This is a genomic window from Mitsuokella apri, assembly GCF_051886055.1.
Classification (GTDB): Bacteria; Bacillota; Negativicutes; order Selenomonadales; family Selenomonadaceae; genus Mitsuokella.
In genome coordinates this window covers 26454-48377 of the sequence record NZ_JBJEXT010000049.1, presented here as the reverse complement: position 1 = coordinate 48377, position 21924 = coordinate 26454, and the positions used below count along the sequence as shown (strand labels likewise).

The window sequence follows — 21924 nt, the reverse complement described above, 5'->3', positions numbered from 1 at the left end:
GGCACCTTCGTCAAGCGGTTAAGACACCGGCCTCTCACGCCGGGTTCATGGGTTCGAATCCCATAGGTGTCACCATTTGAAATTACAGCCAGGACGCGCAAGCTCCTGGCTTTTTATTTTTCTCTTTCTTCTTATACGACTTATAAAAGTTAGAAAGGACGATTCCCATGCTCTTTGCCTCTATGCTTGCCCTCGGCGCCCTGATTGGCTTCGTCGGTGCAGGCGGTGCCGGCGTTACCATCACCCTTTTGACCGTCGGCTTTCATGTACCGATTCACACCGCCCTTGCCGTGGCTTTGGCTTCCATGGTCTTTACCATGCTCTCCGGCACCATCAGTCATTTCCGCCAGCACGAAGTCATCATCAAGACGGGTGCCGTACTCGGCCTTGGCGGCATTGTCGGTGCCATCTTCGGCGCGAATTTCTCCAATATGATGCCTTCTAATTTATTGAGCTCCATCACGGGCTTTGTGCTCTTTTCGAGCGCCGTCACGCTTTACATCAAGCTCTATCAAGCCAAGTGGCTTGACCGCCACCTTCACGTCCGCCATGAACTCCTGACCGGCCGCAAACTATGGACACACGGCATTGCCATCGGCGTTTTCATGGGCTTTATCTCCGGTGCCTTCGGCATCGGTGCCGCTGCCTATATTCAGCTCGCCCTCATGGTCGTCTTTGGCGTACCGCTTTTGCAGACCATCGGTACCTGCATGATGGTCATCCTGCCGATCTCGGCAGCCGGCGGCCTCAGCTATCTCTTCAACGGCCGTCTCGATTTTCCGATCTTCATCCAGACACTTGCAGGGCTCATGGTCGGCGCCTGGTTCGGCGCCAAAGGCACGCATCTCGCCCCCCTGCCCCTCCTGAAAGTTGCCATTGTCGGCATGCCGGCAGTCGGCGGCATCATCATGATTTTATTCCACTGATGCCTTCAGGGCAATAAAAAACAGGCCATCCCAAAAGGATGACCTGTTTTTTCATGCATGAAGCAGTGCATACAATGCGCCGAGCATGCCCGCATCATTGCCAAGTACGGCAAATTCCAAACGCGTATGTTCCCGCATGGCCGGCATAACGAGCGTTTCCAGTCTTCTTTGCAGCATGGGCCCCATGATTTTCTTCTGAGCCATGATGCCGCCCCCGAGTACGATGACTTCAGGATTTAAGAGGCAGCAGACGGCCGCAATGCCTTCGCCGAGATTATCCGCCAAGGTGGAAATTGCCGTCAGCGCATCTTCATCGCCCTCCTGCGCCCACTCAAAGACCATCTCGCCCGTAATTTCCGAGGGGCTCATATTGTTGGCAAAAGCGGCGTCGCGAATCAGGGCGCGGGTCGAAGCGACATCTTCTAAAATGCGCTTCTCTCCGTGCAGGCGCAGATACCCGAGCTCGCCGGCACTGAAGCTTGCACCATGCCAGATTCTGCCTTGCTGCACAAAACAGCCGCCAAGATTCGTGCCAATGGTCATCATAAAGGCGGATTCTGCATCCTTAGCAGCGCCCAGCCAGACCTCGCCGAGTGCCGCTGCATTGACATCGTTTTCAACGAGAACAGGCAGACCGACCGCCTCGCGGACAATTTTACCGAGCTTTGTGCCGCTGTACCCGGGAAAAGTCGCCTCGCCAGCAAAGACAATCTCACCATCTGTGCCCGGCCGCACAATACCGGCCGTATCAATGGCCACGCCGGCAAGTTCGTGACGTTTTGCCAGGTCCCTGACAATCGCGATGACTTTTTGCGGGATGACGGCACCGCCGTCAACACGTGCCCGTGTCGGCTGTGAAGATTTTTCCAGGAAGGACCCTTCTTCCGTAGCACAGCCATATTTGATGGAAGTACCGCCTATATCGATGACAGCATATTTTTTCATAAAGTCCCTTCCTTTCTATATTCTATCGGCCTGATATCAGGAACGCTCCTGCTGCACCTGCCGGTGATGACGAAAGCCCTTGTCTGATGCAACATAGCGCCCCATCGCCTTGATGCGTCCGCCCATGCAGCTGCGGCACTGTGCCGGCGTATCGGCCACACAGATTTTGCCGGGATAAAGTGCGTATTTCCGGCGCGAATCCCCTTCCGTGACATTCGGCATAACGACGTTGGCTCCTGACGCGAGGATGAGCTCTCTTCCACGCGGCACCATCGTCTCCATTGCCGTCGTCGCAGGGATGTTCGCTTCCGGAAGAAGCAGGCGCAAAAGCGACACCATACGCCGCGTCAAATGAAAATCGCCCTTGTCCGCCTTCCCTAAAGGCGTGTCCGGATTTGGAATCAGCGGGCCGATGCCGACCATATCGGCATCGAGCTGCTGATAAAAGAGAATATCCTCTGCAATGGAAGTTACACTCTGCCCCGGCAGACCTACCAGCGTCCCTGTTCCGACTTCATAGCCGAGAGCGCGCAGGTCCATGAGACAGCGCACGCGGTTTTCATAGCTCATGCCGGGATCCAAAGATTCATAAAGGGCCTGATCCGTCGTTTCAATGCGCAGCAGATAGCGGTCAGCCCCAGCTTCACGCCAGAGTTTGTACTCGTCAAAACTGCGTTCCCCCACGGATAACGTGACAGCAAGGTCCATGCTCTTGATGCGCCGAATAATCTCCGCCAGTCGCTCTGCCGTAAAATACAGGTCCTCACCGGACTGCAGTACGACAGTTTGATAGCCATACCCCTTTGCCTTTTGGGCAAGACGGACGATTTCATCAGCCGTCAGCCTGTAGCGCTCAATCTTATGATTGTCACGGCGCAGTCCGCAGTACATGCAGTCCTGCCGGCAAATATTCGAGAACTCAATAAGCCCGCGCAGATGCACGCCATCTCCCACAAAAATCTGCCTGACCCTGTCTGCTGCCTTCGCCAAATCATCTTCTGCTCCGACAGCCTGCAGCAAATGTACAATTTCCATTTTTGTCAGTTGATGCGCCGTCTCCGCCTTTGCTATGAGTTTTTGTTCAAGAGTTTGGCCAGTCATCATTTTTTCGCTGCAGTCTTCGTCACCGTGTCGTTCTGCAAAGGATTCACAGCCGGCTGGAAGAGCGGATCTTTCTTCGTCTTGAGGATTTTGGCGTCCGCTGCACTGAGTTTGCCCTTTGTACGCGCTAAGAGTTCATCCTGATGTTTGGCCGCATACTGCAAAATGGCATTGCAGAACTTGGATTCCACATCTTTGCCGGACATCTTGTTCATATCGATCGTCGGACCATCTGTATTGGAACTCAGTGCCGACCAGGTACTGTCGAGGTCATCATGTTTCGTGACTTTGACCGTGCGGCTGCGCAAATCAATGGCGAGATAATCGGCCGAGCCGACGAGATCATCGTAGCCCTTGACCGATTCCATCTTCCAGCGGCGCTTGTCGATGACATCCTGCTTCTGCACATCGTCAAACGTGCGCAGCGTCGGCACAATCAGGGTACCGATATCAATATCACCATTTGGCTTAACGCCGTAGCACATCTGCTCTTTATTGAAGTAATAATTTTGGCGCGAAGTCGACTGCACCCACTGAAAGACTGTTTCCGGCACTTCAATCCGTGCACTCGCCTGACAAACCGGTACCGCCGAAAAAAGGACAGCTGCTGTCATAACGCCGAAACATGCATTTTTGATGATTCTCATAGCTCTCATGAAGAATTTTCCCCCTATATTCTGGAATGAGATTATTATAGAACAGGCGGCTGAAAGTTAAGTGAAGTCTCAGGACGCTTTAATCATCATTCTCTTTGTAAAGCTCATCAAGAACATACGGCGTCTCCTGATAGACGTAATAGTTGAGCCAGTTGGCAAAAAGGAGATGCGCTACACTGCGCCAGCGCACAATCGGTTTTTTCGTAGGATCATCATCCGGATAATAATTCTGCGGGATTTTCGGATGCATGCCAGCCTTTTCATCGCGGTCGTATTCCTGTTTGAGTGTCAGAGGATCGTATTCTGCGTGGCCCGTGATGAAGAACTGGCGCTTCTTGAGATTGGCAATGGCATAAACGCCGGCATCGCCCTCTGCCTCGGCCAGAATCGTGAGTTCCGGAACTTTCTCGATATCCTCGCGGTGATTTTCCGTATGGCGCGAATGCGGCACATAGAATTCATCATCAAAGCCGCGGAAGAGCTTCTCATGCTCGACACAGAGATGGTGCTTATAAACGCCAAAGATTTTCTGCGGCACCTGATACTTGGGAACGCCGTAGTGATAGTAAAGACCAGCCTGAGCGCCCCAGCAGATATGGAACGTCGAATAGACATGTGTTTTACTCCATTCCATAATCTCGGAGATTTCGTCCCAATAAGCGACTTCCTCAAACGGCATCATCTCGACCGGAGCGCCCGTGATGATCATGCCATCGTATTTTTTGTGGCGAACTTCGGCGAATGTACCATAAAATTCCGTCAAATACTCCTGCGGCGTATGGCTCGGCGTATACGACTCCGTATAAATAAAATCCACTTCAACCTGCAGCGGCGTGTTGCCGAGCAGACGCAAAAGCTGCGTTTCCGTGATGTATTTAATCGGCATGAGGTTCAGAATGAGAATCTTAAGAGGTCGTATATCCTGGCTATAGGCGCGGTCTGCATCCATGACGAAGATATTCTCCCCCTCGAGAATATGGGCAGCCGGCAGATTGTTCGGTATTTTAATTGGCATGAAAACACTTCCTTCCACATGCCACAAACATGTCTCAGACATGTTCTACATGATAATTGCGGCAAATAAAACGTGCAAAAGGTATAATCTTTTTTATTATACCACAGACGCTGTAAAAAAAGTCAGCCAAGCCGGACAAAAGACATCTGCTTCGGTATAAAGGACAGCCCGCGTCTGTAAAATTGTAAGTCATTTCGCATCATTGGACGCCCGGAATCCTGACATCGTCGAGAATGCCCAGCAGTGCCGCAATGGCCATGCCGTAATTCGTCATGGGTACATTCTGCCTGCGGCAGGCAGCTGCACGGCTCATGACATAAGCGCGGTTGAACATGCAGGCCCCGCAGTGAATGACCATATCAAAAGAAGACAGGTCCTCCGGAAAATCATGTCCGGAACACACGGTAATTTCAATGCTTTTGCCTAAATTTCTGCGAAGCAGGCGCGGCAGTTTGACACGGCCGATATCTTCCTGCAGAGGCTTGTGCGTGCAGGCCTCTGCAATCAGAATATGTGCATCTGCCGAAAGTTTCAGCAGCTGGCGCGCCGAAGCCGCAAAAAAGGCAGCATCGCCCTTATAAGCAGCAAACAAAACCGAAAAAGAAGTCAGCTGACTGCCCTTTGGCAGCAGTGCATGGACCTCACGAAAAGCCTGTGAATCCGTAATGACAAGCTCCGGCGGCCTGACAAATGATGCCAGCATACCCGGCAGACAGTCCGTCGTACAGCACGAAACCAGGCATTTGCGGTCTAAAAGTTCGCGCAGGGTCTGCACCTGCGGCAAAATCAGACGCCCCTTAGGGGCCTGAATATCCTGCGGCATGACCAAAAGCACATGGCTGCCGCTCTGGCAGACTTTGCCCGTGATGGAGCGGGCCTGATAATCTTCCGGCAGCTGTCTTGCGATTTCGGCGCGCAGTTTCTCGATGCCAGCTCCCGTCTTCGAGCTGATGCAGACCGGCGAAATCTTTGTCCCCTCAAAAATACATTTTGCCAGCGCGCGGCCGCCATCTTCCATTTCATCCGTACGGCTGACAACCGGAATGACTGGAATCTGGCGTTTCTGCAGAGACTGCAGCCAGCAAAATTCCTCGGCAAAATCGTCTTCCGCAGCGCGCTTTTCGCAAATTTCATCCTGATGAAACAGCACCAGTGCAATATCGGTCTCCTTCGCTGCGTCCTTCGTGCGGGAGACGCGCAGCCCGCCAAGACTGCCCACATCATCAAAACCAGCCGTGTCGATAAAGACAACCGGCCCAATGCCGTGTATTTCCATGGCTTTATAGACAGGATCCGTAGTCGTTCCCGGCACCGGCGAGACCGTGGCGACATTTTGCCCTGTCAAAGCGTTGACAAGAGATGATTTGCCGCTGTTGCGGCGGCCAAACAGGCCGATATGCAGGCGCATGGCCCTCGGCGTATCATTAAGACTCATCACACATTCCCTCCATTCTCATGCTTTCAGTATATCATAGCAGAAAATACCTTCCCATGATAAAATAGAATTATTCCAGTAAAGAAAACGAGGTTTTACCATGAGCGATTACACAAATTTTGAAGTCGGCCAGAAATTTCCACTGCCGATTGCCACGCAGGCCGATGGTGCTATGTTCCAGGTCGACGCCAACGGCGCCATGTTCATCCTGCAGCTTTCACACACAGATGTCATTGCACGCGAAGCCTTCCGCACGGGCAAAATGGAATTTGCCTTCTACGAGCAGGATGGACTTCTCTTTCTGCTTTACCAGATTGACGGCATCTTCAAAGAAGGCTGGGGCGATGCGCCGCTTTCCCTGCATACCCTGAAACCGAAATTCCTGCCCAACGAAAAGAGCCTGCAGGATAAGACGCTTCATCTCTATTTAGTCGATACGACCCTGCAGATTCTGCTGGCTCAGCGTGACATTGAACTGAATGATAAATGCCGGGCCATCATCCAAAAACACGTTGAGACACAAAAAAAGAAGCCGTTCTCCGACGAAGGCTTCCGCAAAAAGGTCCAAAAAATCTGGCAGACAAAAACACCGGCCATGATGCGTAAAGAAGCAGCTGCCGTACAGGAAGTCCCTCTTGACATTCCACTCGCCCCTTCTGAAGCTGCTAAGAAAAAGCTTCATTAATATATAGCAATATACAGCCTATCTGCCAATACCTGCATTAGATAGAAAAAAGACCCGTCTCTTGTGACGAGTCTTTTTTTATTGAACAAAATTTAAGCAGCTGTTTAGGCAACACCCTCTGCAGCAACAGCCGTGCGCTTATTGAGCCATTTCTCTACGAGCTCATGCTCATCGGCTTCCTTTGCCTTGACATCCGAGCCGGCTGCGTATTCTGCAAAGCTCTTGCCCATGAGTTTGGCAGCTTTGCCAAACTGTCTGACTCTTACCGGCACGTATACTTCTTCCATCCACTGCGAATAAATCTGTACTTTCATGATAATCTCTCCTTGAACTGCATGATCGCAAAATCAGTAATGGTAACAAACACCCACGACTCACTTCTGTCAATCGTCCAGATCACAAGACAAACTTTCCTTCATGTGCTGGTTCTCAAGGAGAACATCCACGCTGCTAAAAGTCTGTGCCACCATCTTGTTAATCAGATGACTTTCTTTCAAGCTGAGTTGTATCCCGGTTCGATGATTATTATACCGTGACCGGTTCCAATCGTCAAGAGGCAATCAATAAAAAACATGATACAATATACGAAATTTATTTCAAATCGAATGAAGTAAAGGTGCGTTTGCGTTTATCAAAGCGGACTGTTCCCGTATAACCAAAGCGTTTCGCATAGTCCACAGCCATCTGGTTGTAGTTGCCGCAGTCCTCCGGCTTGTGCGCATCCGATGTCGTGATGATGGGCAGGTCATACTGCGCCGCGAGCTTCATGAAGTCCGGATACGGCGAGATTTCATGAATGGGATAGCGGTAATACGTCCCTGTATTGACATCGACGACCATATTGGCCTTCTTGAGCGCTTTAACAACGCGCGTGAGATACGGCGTGACATCAAAATCCGGCAGATAGCGGAACAGACGGATGTTGAACGGATGGCCAAGTACATCGTAAAGGCCCGAGTCAGCAAGCTTCTCGACTTCCTCCGTATACCATTCATAAATATCCTCAAGGGGATGCTTGTCCCATTCTGCCTTGATTTCCGATGAATCGTAGGCCCAGCCATGCAGAAAATGGACGGAGCCAATCAGATAGTCAAAGTCGTAGTCCTTGAGGATATCCCGCACTTTCCCCTGATCCTGAAAATTGCAGACTTCCATGCCAATCTTGACATTGTGCTTCTGCTGCAGCTTGTGCATGAAGGCAAAGTATTCGTCAATCGTATACTTGAACTTATTGCTCTTGAGCCATTGCTGCTGAAACCTGCCGATGAACGAATCATCGAGCACGAGGTCCTCATAGTAAAGGGATTTGAACTCAGGGAACGTATGCGAATGCTCCGAGATGCCGATTTCTTTGAGGCCGCGCTTCTTCGCTGCCGTAAAGAACCCTTCGACCCAATTCTCATCGTAAGAGCCCTTTTCAAAATGCATGTGATAATCCGTACGCATTTACATCAGTCCTTCTTTCATCATACGTTTGATGCCAAGCAGCACGCCCTTATTTTCATTGGTATCCGTCTCAAAGTTGGCAATCTTCTTGATTTCCGGATAGGCGTTTTTCATCGCAAAGCTGTATTTTACCGAAGCGAGCATTTCCGCATCGTTCATGAAATCGCCAAACGCTGCGCATTCATCGGGACGGATGCCAAAGCGCCGCTGCACTTCCTGCACGGCAATGCCCTTATTGATATGCGGATGCATGAGGTCCACCCAATAGTCGCTTGACAAAACGACCTGCAGCTGCGGCTCAAACTGCTTCATAACGGGATAAATCGTCTCCGCTGCGTGACCGGAAGGGTCAAAAAATGACGTCTTGATTGGCGTATCCGGCACATCAATAAACGACGGAATCGGCTCAGAATGCGTATAGTATTTATGAAGCTCCTTAAGAAATTCCTCCGTATACTGTCTCGTGAGCACATAGCCGTTCTTCATGCCGCAGAAAACGCCGTAAATATTCGGCAGGCTTTCTGCTGTTTTTAAAACCTGCTGGGCCAGCTGCTTGTCCATCGGGCAGGAAAAAATCAATTCATCGCGATACATGACCATCGTGCCATTTTCCGCGAGAAAGAGGAAGTCGTCCTTGTAGTTCTGGAAGCTGTCTTCCAAAGAATAGTATTGACGGCCGGAAGCCGGCGCGAACATCACGCCGCGCTTCTTGAGCTCTGTCACGATTTCGTCAAAGCCTGCCGGCACATTGCCCCGGTCATCGAGCAGCGTCCCGTCCATATCCGAGAAAATAATCTTTATCATACATTCCCTCACAATCTAAACTTCTAACCCGCCCAAAGCGGTCCTTACAGCATCAAAAGACATTCTCATTATAACAGGAATGGCCGGCTGGTTTCAATGCAGAAAAAACTGCTGCATCGAGGAGATGCAGCAGTCTGAGCGTAAGAAAAGGGAATAAAAATGGACGGTTTCAGGATATTTAAAATCAGCTGGCAATGCCCGGCGTCGTCATGTGTTCCGGGGAAAGGATGCTGTGCAGGCGGCTGACAGGCAGCAGGCCCTCTTCCTCCACGATTTCTTCGATGGGGCGGCCGGTCTGATAGGCCTTGCGCGCGAGGCGTGCCGAATTTTCATAGCCGATATGCGGCAGCAGGGCCGTGACAACGCCCACACTGTGACGGACCCATTCCGTGCACTGTTTGCGGTTGGCCTCAAGCCCCTCAAGCAGTTTTTCGCGGAACGTATTGACGGCTTCCGTCATGTAATTCATCGAATTGAACAGATTGAAGGCCATGACCGGCTCCATGACATTGAGCTCGAACTGTCCGTTTTCCACGGCCATGCTCAGCGCAAGGTCGTTGCCGATGACCTGATAGCAGACCTGGTCAAGGACTTCCGCAATGACCGGATTGACCTTGCCCGGCATGATGGAGCTGCCCGGCTGGCGCGCCGGCAGTTTGAGCTCGTTGAGTCCGCAGCGAGGACCTGAGGCCATCAGGCGGATATCATTGGCCATCTTGATGAGGACGAGGGCCGTGACTTTCATGGCTGCGGAAACGTCGGCGAAACCATCCGTATTATTCGTGGCATCCACGAGATTGTCGGCCGTATGGAAGTCTTCCTTCGTAATCGCGGAAAGGTGCTCGGCGACAAGGCGGATGTACTTCGGCTCGGCGTTAAGGCCCGTCCCCACAGCCGTTGCGCCCATATTGATGGTATGGATGCCCGCAATGGCAGTCTGCAGGCGGCGGCTGGCACGGCGCACAGCTGAAGCATATGCCGCCATCTCCTGCCCTAACGTGATAGGCACGGCATCCTGCAGATGCGTACGGCCCATCTTGATGACATCATGGAATTCATTGGCTTTGGCGTCAAGGCCGTCTGCCAGTTTATCAAGCGCTGCAGTCAGGCGCTGACTCTTGCTGCAGAGGCATACCTTGATGCCAGTTGGAAAGGAATCATTCGTGGACTGGGCCATGTTGACATGATTGTTCGGCGAAACAATGTCATAAGAGCCGCGCGGCTTTCCGAGAAGATCAAGGGCACGGTTGGCGAGTACTTCATTCATATTCATATTGATGGAAGTACCTGCACCGCCCTGAATCGGGTCCACTGGAAACTGGTCATCCCAGCGGCCATTGATGACTTCATTAGCCGCTGTGATAATGGCCTGCCCGATGCGCGGCGTCAGACGGCTCGTCTCCATATTGGCAATAGCAGCAGCTTTCTTGACCTTCGCCAGCGAAGCGATGAATTCAGGGTCCAGATGCTGATGTGTAATCTTGAAATTCTCCATGGCACGCATCGTCTGTACGCCATACAGCACTTCATCCGGCACTTCCATCTCACCGAGGAAATCATGTTCCACTCTCATTTTTTCTGCTCCTCTCCAAAATTAATGAAATGCATCCATATCTAAAAACAAATAGCTGAAAGGCTGACTTCAGGCACCGACATTTGCATGGACCTGTTCTTTATAACCAATGCTTTTGCGGATGGACTGTTCAAAAATACGCAGGCCCGCCTCAAGCTGCACATTCGTCATGACCAGCGGTGCCAGGAAGCGGATGACATTGCCGTAAATACCGGCACCTTCGACGAGCAGGCCATGACGGGCATTTTCCTCGATGATGGCCTTCGTGAGTTCGGGGGCAGGCTCTTTCGTCGAAAGATCTTTGACAAATTCGATGCCGACCATGCCGCCAAGGCCTCGTACATCGCCGATCACACCGTATTTCTGCTTCCATTCCTCATAGCGGGCCATGACCTTCCGGCCCATGGATACGGAACGCTCTGCCAAATGATCGCGCTCCATGATCTCGATGGTCTTGAGGGCTGCAGCACAGGCCAGCGCGTTGCCCCCAAACGTGCCGCCGATGACGCCTTTTGGCACCGACTGCATGATTTCTTCCCGCGCGATGATGGCGCTCAGCGGCACGCCGGCGGCAATGGACTTGGCCGTGGCGATGATGTCAGGCTGTACGCCGGCATCCTGCCAATAATCCGAGGCAAACATGCGTCCCGTACGGCAGAACCCCGACTGCACTTCATCGGCAATCAGCAGAATGCCGTGCTCATCACAGATTTTCCGCACGGCCTTGACCCATTCAATCGGGGCCGGAATAAAGCCGCCTTCGCCCTGCAGCGGTTCCACCACGATGGCGGCAACGTATTCGGCCGGTGAAGCATTCTCAAAGACTTCCTTCAATTTCCCGATGTAATACGGCAGAGCCGCTTCTTTCGGCATGCCGGCCGGACGTCGGTAAAGATAAGGAAACTCCGCGCGATAGACCCCGTCGGGGAACGGCCCCATGCCTTTCGCGTAAGCTTTTTTCGCCGTCATGGACATCGTCAGCAGCGTGCGGCCGTGAAAGGCACCGGAAAAGACGATGATATTCGGTCGTTTCGTGAAAGCCTTGGCCACCTTGACCGCATTTTCATCGGCCTCCGCGCCGCTGTTGGCAAAATACGTGCGTTTTTTCGCGCCGCGCACCGGTGCCATGCTGTTGAGTTTCTCAGCGAGCTTGACATACCCTTCATGCGTGACCACGTTAAACATGCCGTGGAAATATTTGTCAGCCTGTTCTTTGACGGCTGCCACGACTTCCGGATGGCAGTGACCGATGTTTAAGACACCGACACCGCCAATCCAATCGAGGAAGCGGTTGCCATCGAGGTCTTCGATGATGGCACCGGCCGCCCGCTTCATTGCGACTGGGTAGCCGCAGGAAATGGCATCAGGAACGGCCTGTTCACGGCGGGCAATCAAAGCCGCCGACTTAGGCCCCGGCAGTGTATCAGTAATGATTTCAGGCAAAGCATCGCTTAACATGATGAATCCCTCCAATTGCATTTTTGGCAAAAGAAAAGCGATACGGCAGGCTGCCTGTACCAGCGCCATTGCCGTATCGCTTTTGTCTCTTTTGTTTTATGCATTTAGTTTAACGCAGGGCCGACCGCGCGGCAAGGGGCCGCAAACATGATTTTCTCCTAAAGAATTGTACTTACAGCACAAATTTTATATAATACCAACAGAAGAGAAAGGAGGATTCCGCATGTCCATTCCCATTCAGGCCATTTACGAAACAACAGGAGCCCACTACGGTCTGCGCCTGCTGACCGGTGAAAACGGCCTCACAAAAGAATTTACCTGGGTACAGCTCTGCGAAGACATCGGCAATGCGAGTTTTTTCCGCGGCAATGAACTCGTCATCACGACGGGACTCTCGTCCAATCACGCAAACTGGCTGCAGGATTTCATCAAAGAACTCATCCGCCATCGCGCCTGCGGCCTCATTATCTACATCGGCAAATACATTCAGGAAAAAGATATCACGCCGGATATCATTGCCTTCTGTCAGGAGCAGCATTTCCCCTTATTTTCCCTGCCATGGCAAGTCCATCTGGCCGACATCATGCAGGATTACTGCGAGCGCCTGCTGCGCGCCCGTCAAAAGGAAATGGACCTGGAGCGGCTGCTGCGCAGTCTGCTGCTTCCCTGCAGCCGTCCGGAAAAATCTGAAAAATACCTGCAGGAACTTCGGGAACGCGGTCTCGAGGAAATGCCCTTTTCCCTTTTCGTTTTCCCTCTCAGGGCAGCACATCTCACCGATGAACAGCAGCAGTCCATCCGCCTTGCCTGGAAACGCCGTCTCAATCATCTTTCCCGCCGTTACAGCCTCTTCTTCTATAAAAAGCAGCTTATCCTGATTCTCGCCAAACCTCAGGAAATCCAGTCAGGCCTTTTGCAGGAACTAAAAACAGAGCTGCCCAAGGGCGCACTTCCCGCCGCCAGCGGCGAAAGCAGGATGCATGCAGATTGGCAGGAGCTCCCTGCCTCTTATGCGGAAGCCTGTGCAGCGGCCGCAGCAGCCAATTTCCAGCAGAAAAGTCACCTCTGTTTTGACGAACTCGGCATTTACCGCCTTTTCTTTGCTGCCTCCGACCGGAAACTGCTTCAAACGATGCGCGATGAACAGCTTGTTCCCCTGCAGAAATACGACAAGGTGCATCACGCACATCTCTTAGACACTCTGCGCGCTTATCTCTTCCACGGCAACAGCCTGCAGCAGACGGCTGCCCTGACCTTCACGCACCGCAATACCGTCAATTACCGCATGAACAAAATCCGTGAAATCACCGGCAGCGATTTTGCGGATGCCATCGTCTGCTTCCATTATATACTGGCTTTTTATCTCGACGATTACCTAAGGCTGCACGATACCCCTGACAAAACAACGTAAAATCCGCCATACCGCAGATTTGTTGATTCTTTCAGCATGTCTTATAATAGGGCTTAGACATACACCAACAAATAAATAAAATGCGAGGTTACATACAATAATGAAAGCAATCATCAACGGCAAATGCATTCTTCCTGATGAAACGGGAGACTTTAAGGTACGGGAAGGGCTTGTCCTTCTCTATGACCAGAAAATCCGCCATATCCTAGAAAAAGAGGAATTCACTTCCGGCAGCTATGCGGTCGATAAAACTATCGATGCAGCAGGCTGCTATGTCTCTCCGGGCTTCCTCAACGTCCACATCCACGGCTGCGTCGGCGCCGATACGATGGATGATGACCCGGAGGCCATTCATAAAATGCAGCTGTTTCAGGCTGAGACAGGTGTGACATCTTTTCTGCCGACGACCATGACCTATGATTTTAAGACACTCGACCGCGCTTTCTCCCATGTGCGCGAGGCCATGAAACGGCAGGACGGCGCGCGCGTGCTCGGCTGTCATATGGAAGGGCCTTTTATCAGCCCCGCCAAAAAGGGAGCACAGGCCGAGAAAAACATTGTGCCCGCAGATTTCACGAAAATTGCCCCGTATCAGGACATCGTCAAAATCATCACGATTGCCCCTGAAGAACTTCACGATAACGGACATTTCATTGCGCAGTGCCACAAGCATCAGATCGTCGTCTCACTCGGCCATACGGCAGCCGACTATGACACGGCCCGTAAGGCCATTGAAACATACGGTGCCAAGCACATCACGCATCTCTTTAACGCGATGACCGGTCTCCATCAGCGCCGTCCGGGTGTCGTTGGCGCCGCGCTCGATACCGATGCAAACTGCGAGCTCATCGTCGACAACGTTCACATTCATCCTGCTGTCCAGCGCCTTGTCTATAAGCTCAAGAAAAATCATCTGATTCTCATCACCGACTCCCTGCGCGCCTGCGGCCTCGGCGACGGCCCGTCGGAACTCGGCGGGCAGAAGGTTTTCGTCAAAGGCACGCTCGCCACACTTGCAGACGGCACCATCGCCGGCAGCGTGCTCTGCATGAATGACGGCCTGCGCATCTTCCACGAAAATACAAATGCTCCCATTGAAGAAGTCATCACCACGGTCACGAAGACACCCGCCATGGAACTTCACCTTTATGATGACCTCGGCTCCCTCAGTGTCGGCAAAAAAGCAGATATCACGATTTTTGACGATGCGTTCCACATTCAGCGCACCATCGTAGAAGGACGCGACGCCTACCTGAAAAAATAACCCTTCAGCTATCTGTTCATCAAAAAACGTCTCTCTGACATCCGTTCAAAGAGACGTTTTTTCATTTTTATTTCGCTTTCTTCTGCTCCCTGCGGGCAGCCGAAGGCACGATGCCAATAGCGCAGAGAATCGTAAAGACGATAAAGGAAATCTCGATATTGCGCAGGAGCTCATCATTTGAGGTCAAAAAATCCCAGTCCAATGACATAATCATCGTCACAATGGCCACCGAAGTGACCTGACCGACAAGGCGCACCGTACCGAGCATCGATGTCGCCAGACTGTAATACTTCTTCGGCACCGAGCCCATGATGGCATTGTTGTTCGGCGCGGCGAACAGGGCAAAGCCCACGCCGATGATCATGACGACAGGCACGACGAGCCAGAGGGATTCAAGATGCACCGCGAGGACAAGCCCCAAAATACCAAGGGCTGTAACGCCCATGCCCAGAGAGGCAATCTTTCCCGGAGGATATTTGTCGGAAAGTTTCCCCGCCATTGGTGAAAGCATCGCCATGACGATGGGCTGAATCAGCATCATGAAACCAGCCTCGCGTGACGAAAGCCCGAGAACCGACTGCAGATAAATGGACAGCAGGAAACTGATGCCAAACGTCGCGCTGTAATTGATCATGGCAGCAAGATTCGACAACGAGAATTCACGATTGCCGGCAAGGATATAAAGCGGCAGGATGGGGTCCTTTTCCTGAAGTTCATGACGTACGAAAAAAGCAAATACGAAAAGGCCGCCCAAAAGCACTGCAAAGGCCCACGAAAGATTCGCGAGCTCCGACAGGCCAAACATCGCCAGCACCATGGCAAAACCATAAAGGACAGCACCTTTGCCATCTACTCCCGTGACCTTCTGTGCCAGCCATTCCTCATGCAGATAACGCTGCGTCGCGAGCACGCAGGCAAGACAGGCCAGCGTGATAAAGATGAAAATGCTCTGCCAGCCCGCGTAATAATTGAGGAGGCCGCCGAGGACCGGCCCGCAAGCCAGTCCGACATAGACCATCGAGACCATCCAGCCAAGGGCCTGTCCCCGCTTTTCCGGCGGAAAGACCAAAGCGACAATGGACATATTCGTCGCGTAGAGCATCGCGGCCGCCACGCCCTGCAGCCCCCGCGCTGCGAGTAAGAACGTCATGTTGGGGGTAAAAATACATAGACATGAGGAAATTGTAAAGAGAAGTGTCCCCCAGAAGAAAATCCGCCGTTTGCCCAACCGGTCGGCCAGCTTGCCCATGGGCAGCAAAAAAACGATGGAGACGAGCAGAAAAATTTCCAGAACCCAGCCGAGCTCGTTGGCAGCAGCGCCATAAGCCCTGCCGATGTCTGGAAGTGAAAGCGTCAAAGCGCTGCTTGTAAACGGCGTCACGAAAGACGACATCATCATGATGAGAAGAATCTTATTTCTGTTTGTAACGGTCATATGCTTCACCACGGATTCATACACAAAAATACGGAACATCTTCAACCGGTCGCCAAAATGACCAGTCAATTGAGAATATCTCTATTTTAACGCAGGGCAGGCGCGAAAATCAATTCCTATCTTTTTTGATACTGCCTGCTAAAAATGACGGCAGCTTTGCAGCACAAACAAATAGAACCTTACTCAGAAAAATAATATAAGAAAATTTTATTTTATTTTCATATATTCTACACCAAAATTTCAGTTAAACTCGCTAAACTAAATGTAATTGAAATACCTCCGACTGAAAGAAGGGATTCTCATGAAAAAGAATTTTTATCTTGACCTGCTGCTATTCCTCAGCGGCCTCGTCTGCATCGTCACGGGCATCGTGCTCGACTTCCATCTTTTCGCCGGCTTCGGCAATGGACGTGCCGTCAAGGGGATTATCACCAACGTCCATACCTACAGCGGCTACATCATGATGATTGGCCTGCTCTTCCATCTCGTCTGGCATTGGCAGTGGGTCAAGGCCGTGGCCAAAAAGCAGCTCGGCAAATAAAACAGGCAAAGAAAAACGCGTTCCCAATGGGTTCGCGTTTTTCTTTGCCTGTTTGCTTCTATAATATAGAGAGATTATTCGCCGCGGCGGCCATGGTAGAGGCACCAGGGCTCTTCGCTCATGTAGTCGCCATTATGATAGTACGCAGCGCGCGCACGGCAGCCGCCGCAGGCACCCTTGTACTGACAGGAGCCGCAGCCGCCGCTGTAATCGAGCGTGCGGAGTTTCTGCAGGACCTCATTCTTGGCCCAGATTTCATCAAACGGCGTCTCGCGCACATCGCCGAGTTCCATATTGAGGTAGGCACAGGGCTGGACCTTGCCGCGCGGGCTGATGATGCAGTAAGAAAGACCAGCGAGGCACCCTCTGTGGAAGCGCGTCTTATAGCCGAGCTGATCCGCGATGCGCAAAAACTGCGGCGCACACGTCGGCTTGAGCTCGATATCGACTTCCTGCTGCTTTTTCATGATGCGCGTGAGCACATCTTCATACTGTTCCGCACGCAGCGATTCTTCTTCAATCGTCTTCGCACGGCCCGTCGGCACGAGGAAGAAGAAATGATGGGCCTTCGCGCCAATCTCAACGGCAAAATCCGTCATGGCCTCAAGTTCGCCCTGATTCCAGTCCATGACAGTCGTATGAATCTGGAACGGCAGACCGACGGCACGGCAGTTTTTCATGCCCTGTACGGCGCCTTCCCAGCCTCCCGGGAAACTGCGGAACTTATCGTGCTTGGCCGGGTCGAGCGAATCGAGCGAAATGCCCATGGCGCGGGCACCGGCTTCCTTGAGCTTTTTCGCCATGTCGAGCGTAATCAGCGTGCCGTTCGTGCCGAATACCGGAATCATATGCAAATCCGCAGCGTATTTGACAAGTTCGAGGATGTCCGGACGCATCAAGGGCTCGCCGCCCGAGAAAATCATGATTTTGAAACCGGCTTTGGCAATTTCACGCAGGAGTTTCTTGCCTTCTTCGGTGTTTAATTCCTCTTCGGCCTTGCAGCCGGCATCGCGGTAGCAATGGGCGCAGTACATATTGCAGGCGTTCGTCGTATTCCACGAGATGATTTTCATTTCTGTTCCTCCGTCAGTCCGATTTCCTCATCCGTCAGATAGCAGCTCGGGTCCGATTCCCAGAAATCGCCCGTGCGCGCCTCGGCACGCGTGCGGAAATTGCCGTTGCAGTTATTGAGCCACTTGCATTTTGCGCAGCGTCCTTTCAAAAGATGCTTGCGGTCTTTGAGACCTGCCATGATGGGATTCGACGTGTCCTGCCAGATATCGCCGAATTTGCGCTCACGTACGTTGCCAAACGTATGATGCTGCGTGAACTGGTCCGGATGAACATAGCCTAAGGGGTCCACTTCACCAAACGCAATGCCCGAGCGGTTGCCGCCATTCATCGAGATGTATTTTTTAATCTGTGCAGCCGTCTCCACATCTCCGGCTTCCAGAGCCTTGAGATACATGTACGGACCGTCGCAGTGGTTGTCGACCGTGAGGATTTCCTTCTGCAGGCCGCGTTCCTCGAAATCCTTCGTGCGGCGGATAATTGTGTCCATCGCACGGCGCGATTCTTCAGGCGTGACATCCTGATCCATCATCTGCTCGCCGCGGCCCGAATAGACGAGATGGTAGAAACAGACGCGGTTGATATTCTCTTCTTCAATGAAATCGAAAATGCGGTCGAGCTCCTGAATATTGTGATGGTTGATAGTAAAACGCAGGCCGACGCGCTGTCCTACGGCCACGCAGTTCTCGATGCCCTGCATGGCTTTTTCGTAGGCGCCTTCCACGCCGCGGAATTTATCATTGACATCTTTAAGACCGTCGAGCGAAATGCCGACATAGCCGACGCCGATATCCTTGATGCGCTGGGCGACTTCGCGCGTAATCAGCGTACCGTTCGTCGAAAGCGTCGGACGCACGCCCTTTTTCTGCGCGTAGGCTGCCAGCTCAAAGAAATCCGGGCGAATCAGCGGCTCACCGCCCGAAAACAGCAGTACCGGTACATGGAAGTCCGCGAGGTCGTCGATGAACTTCTTCGCCTCTTCTGTCGTCAGCTCGTCTTTATATTTTTTCGCATCGGACTTCATATAGCAATGCATGCATTTGAGATTGCAGGTCTTCGTCGAGTTCCAGACCACGACAGGCCCCACGCCCTCTGCCGCGCCGTTACGCATCGTATGGGCATTTTTCGTATAGCGCAGGCGGTCGCCAAAATACTCCCGCGCAAATAAAAGTTTCGTAACACTGATCATAAAATTTCTCCTAAGACGTTAAGACGTTGAAAAGTAAAAGGAAACGAAGCCAGCGGCCCCGCACATTTTACTATTTGCGGATTCCTGCCAGCAGCAGCCGCGTCTTGAGCGCTACATTCTGCTGGAAGCTGATGGGCAGCTTGCTGAAAGCCGCTGCCTGATAGATGGAATGAAACATCTCGGCAATGAGGTCCGCCGGCACATCATCGCGAATCTCCCCTGCCTGCTGCCCCTGATGCAGGATTTCCTCAAAAATGGACTTGAATCCCGGTGTGGCCATGCCTCTGCGTGCCTTCTCCTGCGGTTTTGCCGAATGCTCGGCCGCCGAAAGAAAGAGCGGCAGAAGGAAACGATTTTCATCGAGGAATCTTGCCGTAATGGCGCTGCCTGCCTCTAAAAGCTCATAGGAAGGCCGTTTTGCCTCACGCATGTTTTGCAGCTCCGCATTGACCTCCTGCACAAAACGCCCGAGCAGGCACATGAGGATTTCTTCCTTCGACTCGAAGTAATTATAAAATGTGCCAATACCGAGGTCCGCCGCATTCATGATGTCGGCGATGGAGGTTTCCTTGAAGCCCTGGTGGGAAAACTCGCGGACAGCGGCATCGAGGATGGCCTTGCGGGACTGCAATTTTTTTCTCTCTCTGCGCCCCATCTTCTCTTCCATTTGTATCGCTCCAGTCTATTTGCTATAACTGACTTCTGTTGACTATTCCATTATATCGGAAAATACACTTTTTATAAAGAGAAAAATGAACATAGTTCATCTTTTTATTTTATGAGCTTCATATTTCAAAAAATCATGCCTAAAAATTTATTTCACCAAAAGTGTTGACAGGACCGCCATAAGGTGATATTATAATATTCGTTGACAGCGATAAGCATCAACAAGAACATGACTCAGTAGCTCAGCTGGATTAGAGTATTTGACTACGAATCAAAGGGTCGGGGGTTCGAGTCCCTCCTGGGTCACCATTTGAAAGTACAAGCACTTGCCTCGGCAAGTGCTTTTTTCGTATCATCCGTACAGAAGCTATTATCATAGAAAGGAACGATTAATTCTATGCTCTACATCATCACCAAACTCGTCACCGAAGGACAGCAGAAGGAATTTTCCCTGATCGGCGCCAGCGAAGACAAAAAGCGCGCCGCTGCCATCGCCGCCGATGTCTACAAGGACTACAATAAAAACGCTTCCTTCCAGAACATCGAGATGATCACGGAATGGCTGGCCACGCGCCACACCTACTCCTTCCGCAAGGACAAGGACCACCGCCTGCAGCTGGCCATCACCGCACTTGAGGGCGAGGTACAGCCCAAAGACAAGCAGCTCATTTTCAGCGCCGCAGCTGAGGAAGAAGAACTCATGCGCCGCGTGAGTCAGGCCCTTTTCGAAGGAAAGCACGCGGCAGAGCGCAGAGACGGGACAGTCCATTCCTGCCCGATTGAAAAATAAGAAATAACGGCCCTAACATAAAAATCCGCCCCGTCATGGAGCGGATTTTTTTATCCCCTATATTTTATTTCTGTCATTCATCCAGCGCAGCGCCATTCGAGGCGATGACCTTCTGATACCAATAGAAGGATTTTTTCGGGTAACGGGCAAGCGATCCCGTGCCGTCATCATTGCGGTCAACGTAGATAAAGCCGTAGCGCTTGCTCATCTGGGCGGTCGAGGCCGAGACGAGGTCGATGCAGCCCCAGGTCGTATACCCCATGACTGGCACACCATCCTTTATGGCCTCGCCGAGCTGTACGAGGTGGTCATGCAAAAACTCGATGCGGTAATCGTCTTCGACTGTCTTGCCGCCTTTGCCATCATCCACGAGCACATCTTTGGCGCCAAGGCCGTTTTCAACGATGAACAGCGGTTTCTGCCAGCGGTCATAATAGCGGTTCAGCACATAGCGCAGGCCCTGCGGGTCGATGGTCCAGCCCCACTCACTTTTCTTGAGATACGGATTGTCCTTGCCACCCATGAGATTGGCACTTTCGCTCTCCTTGCCCTTTCTGCCCTCGCAGAGGCTCGAATAATAACTGAAGGAAACGAAGTCAACCGTGTTCTCTGCGAGAAGTTTTTCTTCCTCTGCTGTCATGTTTACCGTGATGCCCTGTTCCCGGAAATAACGCTTCATGTAGCCCGGATAGCGGCCGCGCACGTGCATATCCCCGAAGAAATCATTGAAATGATTGGCTTCCATGACGGCGATGACGTCATCCGGAGCAGGAGTCAGCGGGTAGATGGGCAGGGCGAGGATCATGCAGCCGACTTTGGCGTCTGGCATGATCTCATGAGCCAATTTCGTCGCAAGGGCCGAAGCCACGAACTCATGATGGCAGGCCTGATAGAGGTCCGACAGACTGAGCTCCTCGCGCGGCGTCAGGATGCCGCCGGACAGCAGCGGCTGGCGCAGCACAGAATTGATTTCGTTAAAAGTCAGCCAGTATTTGACTTTGCCCTTATAGCGGTTGAAAATCGTGCGCACATAGCGCTCGTAAAAGCCGATGAGGTCATGGTTGACCCAGCCGTTGTACTGTTCTGCAAGATGCAGCGGCGTCTCATAATGCGAAATCGTCACGAGCGGCTCAATACCGTATTTATGGCATTCGTCAAAAAGGTCATCGTAGAACTGCAGCCCCTTCTCATTCGGCTCTGCGTCATCGCCATTGGGGAAAATACGGCTCCAGGCAATCGAAGTGCGAAATACCTTAAAGCCCATCTCGGCAAACAGTTTGATATCTTCTTTGTAACGATGATAAAAGTCAATGCCCGTAAGCTTCAGATTATCCGGCGTCGGCTCTTTCGTCGGTCCCGTCAGCACGCCTTTCGGCATGACATCCTGAATATCAAGGCCCTTGCCATCCTCGTTATACGCACCTTCACACTGATTGGCTGCCACTGCGCCGCCCCAAAGGAATCCTTCTGGAAATTTCATGATATGCCTCTTCCTTTTCGCTAATAACTTCTT

Annotated in this window: 21 protein-coding genes and 2 tRNA genes; 8 read left to right on the top strand and 15 right to left on the bottom strand. The window is 52.0% G+C overall.

From position 1 onward, the window contains the following. Together ACI4OH_RS07480 and ACI4OH_RS07475 are read left to right on the top strand one after the other, a co-directional pair. Positions 1-75: transfer RNA gene (locus tag ACI4OH_RS07480), tRNA-Glu, on the top strand. 92 nt (positions 76-167) lie between these two features. After that, a complete protein-coding gene (locus ACI4OH_RS07475; RefSeq protein ID WP_435721848.1) occupies positions 168-926 on the top strand; it encodes a sulfite exporter TauE/SafE family protein in 759 nt (252 codons plus the stop codon). A 51-nt stretch (positions 927-977) separates the two neighbouring features. On the opposite strand, the gene ACI4OH_RS07470 is transcribed toward ACI4OH_RS07475, so the two are convergent. The 5 genes from ACI4OH_RS07470 to hydF form a co-directional block, all read right to left on the bottom strand. Further along, entirely contained in the window at positions 978-1871 is an 894-nt protein-coding gene (locus ACI4OH_RS07470) for an ROK family protein (RefSeq protein ID WP_439784518.1), read from the bottom strand. Between the two features lie 36 nt (positions 1872-1907). Then, entirely contained in the window at positions 1908-2975 is a 1068-nt protein-coding gene (gene hydE, locus ACI4OH_RS07465) for a [FeFe] hydrogenase H-cluster radical SAM maturase HydE (protein ID WP_439784517.1), read from the bottom strand. After that, positions 2972-3628, bottom strand: a complete 657-nt coding sequence (locus tag ACI4OH_RS07460; protein ID WP_435721845.1) for a hypothetical protein — start codon at positions 3626-3628, stop codon at positions 2972-2974. Before ACI4OH_RS07460 ends, hydE begins: the two co-directional genes overlap by 4 nt. A gap of 79 nt (positions 3629-3707) precedes the next feature. Next, the gene (metA, locus tag ACI4OH_RS07455; protein WP_435721844.1) at positions 3708-4643 is read right to left on the bottom strand and encodes a homoserine O-acetyltransferase MetA; all 936 of its coding nucleotides are present in this window, start codon (positions 4641-4643) and stop codon (positions 3708-3710) included. 199 nt (positions 4644-4842) lie between these two features. Further along, on the bottom strand, positions 4843-6078 hold the full coding sequence (gene hydF / locus ACI4OH_RS07450; RefSeq protein ID WP_435721843.1) for a [FeFe] hydrogenase H-cluster maturation GTPase HydF: 1236 nt from the start codon (positions 6076-6078) through the stop codon (positions 4843-4845). A gap of 100 nt (positions 6079-6178) precedes the next feature. Between hydF and ACI4OH_RS07445 the strand changes: the two genes are divergently transcribed. Then, on the top strand, positions 6179-6763 hold the full coding sequence (locus ACI4OH_RS07445; protein ID WP_435721842.1) for a hypothetical protein: 585 nt from the start codon (positions 6179-6181) through the stop codon (positions 6761-6763). A 104-nt stretch (positions 6764-6867) separates the two neighbouring features. Here ACI4OH_RS07445 and ACI4OH_RS07440 read toward each other — a convergent pair whose 3' ends face one another. The 5 genes from ACI4OH_RS07440 to ACI4OH_RS07420 form a co-directional block, all read right to left on the bottom strand. Beyond that, entirely contained in the window at positions 6868-7077 is a 210-nt protein-coding gene (locus tag ACI4OH_RS07440; RefSeq protein WP_435721841.1) for a hypothetical protein, read from the bottom strand. 277 nt (positions 7078-7354) lie between these two features. Then, positions 7355-8209 carry a PHP domain-containing protein gene (locus ACI4OH_RS07435; RefSeq protein ID WP_435721840.1) on the bottom strand — a complete coding sequence of 285 codons (855 nt, stop codon included), beginning with the start codon at positions 8207-8209 and terminating at the stop codon, positions 7355-7357. Then, entirely contained in the window at positions 8210-9013 is an 804-nt protein-coding gene (locus ACI4OH_RS07430; protein WP_435721839.1) for an HAD family hydrolase, read from the bottom strand. It lies immediately after the preceding gene. Between the two features lie 184 nt (positions 9014-9197). Beyond that, on the bottom strand, positions 9198-10586 hold the full coding sequence (locus tag ACI4OH_RS07425) for an aspartate ammonia-lyase (protein WP_435721838.1): 1389 nt from the start codon (positions 10584-10586) through the stop codon (positions 9198-9200). A 69-nt stretch (positions 10587-10655) separates the two neighbouring features. Then, positions 10656-12044 (bottom strand): aspartate aminotransferase family protein, encoded by a 1389-nt coding sequence (locus ACI4OH_RS07420; RefSeq protein WP_435721837.1) that lies wholly within the window; start codon positions 12042-12044, stop codon positions 10656-10658. A 223-nt stretch (positions 12045-12267) separates the two neighbouring features. Between ACI4OH_RS07420 and ACI4OH_RS07415 the strand changes: the two genes are divergently transcribed. Further along, positions 12268-13455, top strand: a complete 1188-nt coding sequence (locus ACI4OH_RS07415; RefSeq protein WP_439784516.1) for a PucR family transcriptional regulator ligand-binding domain-containing protein — start codon at positions 12268-12270, stop codon at positions 13453-13455. A 100-nt stretch (positions 13456-13555) separates the two neighbouring features. After that, the gene (gene nagA, locus ACI4OH_RS07410) at positions 13556-14719 is read left to right on the top strand and encodes an N-acetylglucosamine-6-phosphate deacetylase (RefSeq protein ID WP_435721835.1); all 1164 of its coding nucleotides are present in this window, start codon (positions 13556-13558) and stop codon (positions 14717-14719) included. A gap of 67 nt (positions 14720-14786) precedes the next feature. Here nagA and ACI4OH_RS07405 read toward each other — a convergent pair whose 3' ends face one another. Then, positions 14787-16154: an MFS transporter gene (locus tag ACI4OH_RS07405; protein WP_435721834.1), complete on the bottom strand. Its 1368-nt coding sequence runs from the start codon at positions 16152-16154 to the stop codon at positions 14787-14789. A 301-nt stretch (positions 16155-16455) separates the two neighbouring features. Here ACI4OH_RS07405 and ACI4OH_RS07400 point away from each other — a divergent pair, with 301 nt between their 5' ends. Continuing rightward, entirely contained in the window at positions 16456-16695 is a 240-nt protein-coding gene (locus ACI4OH_RS07400; RefSeq protein ID WP_432646343.1) for a DUF4405 domain-containing protein, read from the top strand. A 74-nt stretch (positions 16696-16769) separates the two neighbouring features. On the opposite strand, the gene nirJ2 is transcribed toward ACI4OH_RS07400, so the two are convergent. From nirJ2 to ACI4OH_RS07385, 3 genes are all read right to left on the bottom strand, one after another. After that, the gene (gene nirJ2 / locus ACI4OH_RS07395) at positions 16770-17768 is read right to left on the bottom strand and encodes a putative heme d1 biosynthesis radical SAM protein NirJ2 (protein ID WP_432646342.1); all 999 of its coding nucleotides are present in this window, start codon (positions 17766-17768) and stop codon (positions 16770-16772) included. Continuing rightward, entirely contained in the window at positions 17765-18955 is a 1191-nt protein-coding gene (gene nirJ1, locus ACI4OH_RS07390; RefSeq protein ID WP_439784515.1) for a putative heme d1 biosynthesis radical SAM protein NirJ1, read from the bottom strand. The genes nirJ2 and nirJ1 overlap by 4 nt, the downstream gene beginning before the upstream one ends. A gap of 70 nt (positions 18956-19025) precedes the next feature. Beyond that, positions 19026-19622, bottom strand: coding sequence for a TetR/AcrR family transcriptional regulator (locus tag ACI4OH_RS07385; protein ID WP_439784514.1), 597 nt, complete (start codon positions 19620-19622; stop codon positions 19026-19028). A gap of 230 nt (positions 19623-19852) precedes the next feature. Between ACI4OH_RS07385 and ACI4OH_RS07380 the strand changes: the two genes are divergently transcribed. Both ACI4OH_RS07380 and ACI4OH_RS07375 read left to right on the top strand, forming a co-directional pair. Then, positions 19853-19930 (top strand) — tRNA-Arg (locus tag ACI4OH_RS07380). 88 nt (positions 19931-20018) lie between these two features. Continuing rightward, on the top strand, positions 20019-20411 hold the full coding sequence (locus ACI4OH_RS07375; protein WP_432646531.1) for a hypothetical protein: 393 nt from the start codon (positions 20019-20021) through the stop codon (positions 20409-20411). Between the two features lie 73 nt (positions 20412-20484). Here ACI4OH_RS07375 and ACI4OH_RS07370 read toward each other — a convergent pair whose 3' ends face one another. Next, on the bottom strand, positions 20485-21891 hold the full coding sequence (locus ACI4OH_RS07370) for a glycoside hydrolase family 1 protein (protein WP_439784513.1): 1407 nt from the start codon (positions 21889-21891) through the stop codon (positions 20485-20487). Positions 21892-21924 lie beyond the last annotated feature (33 nt).

Bases quoted from the DNA above. Each gene is read 5' to 3' on its own strand.
- ACI4OH_RS07475 (WP_435721848.1), top strand. From the start codon at position 168: ATGCTCTTTGCCTCTATGCTTGCCCTCGGCGCCCTGATTGGCTTCGTC.
- ACI4OH_RS07470 (WP_439784518.1), bottom strand. From the start codon at position 1,871: ATGAAAAAATATGCTGTCATCGATATAGGCGGTACTTCCATCAAATAT.
- hydE (WP_439784517.1), bottom strand. From the start codon at position 2,975: ATGATGACTGGCCAAACTCTTGAACAAAAACTCATAGCAAAGGCGGAG.
- ACI4OH_RS07460 (WP_435721845.1), bottom strand. From the start codon at position 3,628: ATGAGAGCTATGAGAATCATCAAAAATGCATGTTTCGGCGTTATGACA.
- metA (WP_435721844.1), bottom strand. From the start codon at position 4,643: ATGCCAATTAAAATACCGAACAATCTGCCGGCTGCCCATATTCTCGAG.
- hydF (WP_435721843.1), bottom strand. From the start codon at position 6,078: ATGAGTCTTAATGATACGCCGAGGGCCATGCGCCTGCATATCGGCCTG.
- ACI4OH_RS07445 (WP_435721842.1), top strand. From the start codon at position 6,179: ATGAGCGATTACACAAATTTTGAAGTCGGCCAGAAATTTCCACTGCCG.
- ACI4OH_RS07440 (WP_435721841.1), bottom strand. From the start codon at position 7,077: ATGAAAGTACAGATTTATTCGCAGTGGATGGAAGAAGTATACGTGCCG.
- ACI4OH_RS07435 (WP_435721840.1), bottom strand. From the start codon at position 8,209: ATGCGTACGGATTATCACATGCATTTTGAAAAGGGCTCTTACGATGAG.
- ACI4OH_RS07430 (WP_435721839.1), bottom strand. From the start codon at position 9,013: ATGATAAAGATTATTTTCTCGGATATGGACGGGACGCTGCTCGATGAC.
- ACI4OH_RS07425 (WP_435721838.1), bottom strand. From the start codon at position 10,586: ATGAGAGTGGAACATGATTTCCTCGGTGAGATGGAAGTGCCGGATGAA.
- ACI4OH_RS07420 (WP_435721837.1), bottom strand. From the start codon at position 12,044: ATGTTAAGCGATGCTTTGCCTGAAATCATTACTGATACACTGCCGGGG.
- ACI4OH_RS07415 (WP_439784516.1), top strand. From the start codon at position 12,268: ATGTCCATTCCCATTCAGGCCATTTACGAAACAACAGGAGCCCACTAC.
- nagA (WP_435721835.1), top strand. From the start codon at position 13,556: ATGAAAGCAATCATCAACGGCAAATGCATTCTTCCTGATGAAACGGGA.
- ACI4OH_RS07405 (WP_435721834.1), bottom strand. From the start codon at position 16,154: ATGACCGTTACAAACAGAAATAAGATTCTTCTCATCATGATGATGTCG.
- ACI4OH_RS07400 (WP_432646343.1), top strand. From the start codon at position 16,456: ATGAAAAAGAATTTTTATCTTGACCTGCTGCTATTCCTCAGCGGCCTC.
- nirJ2 (WP_432646342.1), bottom strand. From the start codon at position 17,768: ATGAAAATCATCTCGTGGAATACGACGAACGCCTGCAATATGTACTGC.
- nirJ1 (WP_439784515.1), bottom strand. From the start codon at position 18,955: ATGATCAGTGTTACGAAACTTTTATTTGCGCGGGAGTATTTTGGCGAC.
- ACI4OH_RS07385 (WP_439784514.1), bottom strand. From the start codon at position 19,622: ATGGAAGAGAAGATGGGGCGCAGAGAGAGAAAAAAATTGCAGTCCCGC.
- ACI4OH_RS07375 (WP_432646531.1), top strand. From the start codon at position 20,019: ATGCTCTACATCATCACCAAACTCGTCACCGAAGGACAGCAGAAGGAA.
- ACI4OH_RS07370 (WP_439784513.1), bottom strand. From the start codon at position 21,891: ATGAAATTTCCAGAAGGATTCCTTTGGGGCGGCGCAGTGGCAGCCAAT.